Source organism: Helicobacter pylori SA213A, assembly GCF_000476275.1.
GTDB lineage: Bacteria > Campylobacterota > Campylobacteria > Campylobacterales > Helicobacteraceae > Helicobacter > Helicobacter pylori_CL.
On record NZ_CBOM010000079.1, the window covers coordinates 1 to 262 of the forward strand.

1 pseudogene is annotated in these 262 nt (G+C 35.5%); it reads right to left on the reverse strand.

What is annotated here, in order from left to right:
- Positions 1-262: pseudogene (locus QT74_RS07960) on the reverse strand (recombinase family protein); the annotation flags it as partial.

The following is a 262-nucleotide window of genomic DNA, read 5'->3' on the forward strand; positions in this document are numbered from 1 at the left end:
AGCTTCACAAATACTGAATACCAATTCGGCTCCAAAGCGTAATAATCTGTCTTTATGCGTTAATACAAGGCGTTTGACTTGATTGTCTAAGATTAAATTTAAAAGCTTGGTTAAGCCTTTTTTATAGTAGTTCATGCCACTCCCTAAATCTTGTATCACTTCATAGTTAAAGCCGCATTTAGCGCTAATAAAGCTACTAAAACTTGAACTTGTCTGATTAAGTCATCTTGTTGGTCATGCGAGCTTACTCTAGCAATAAGCT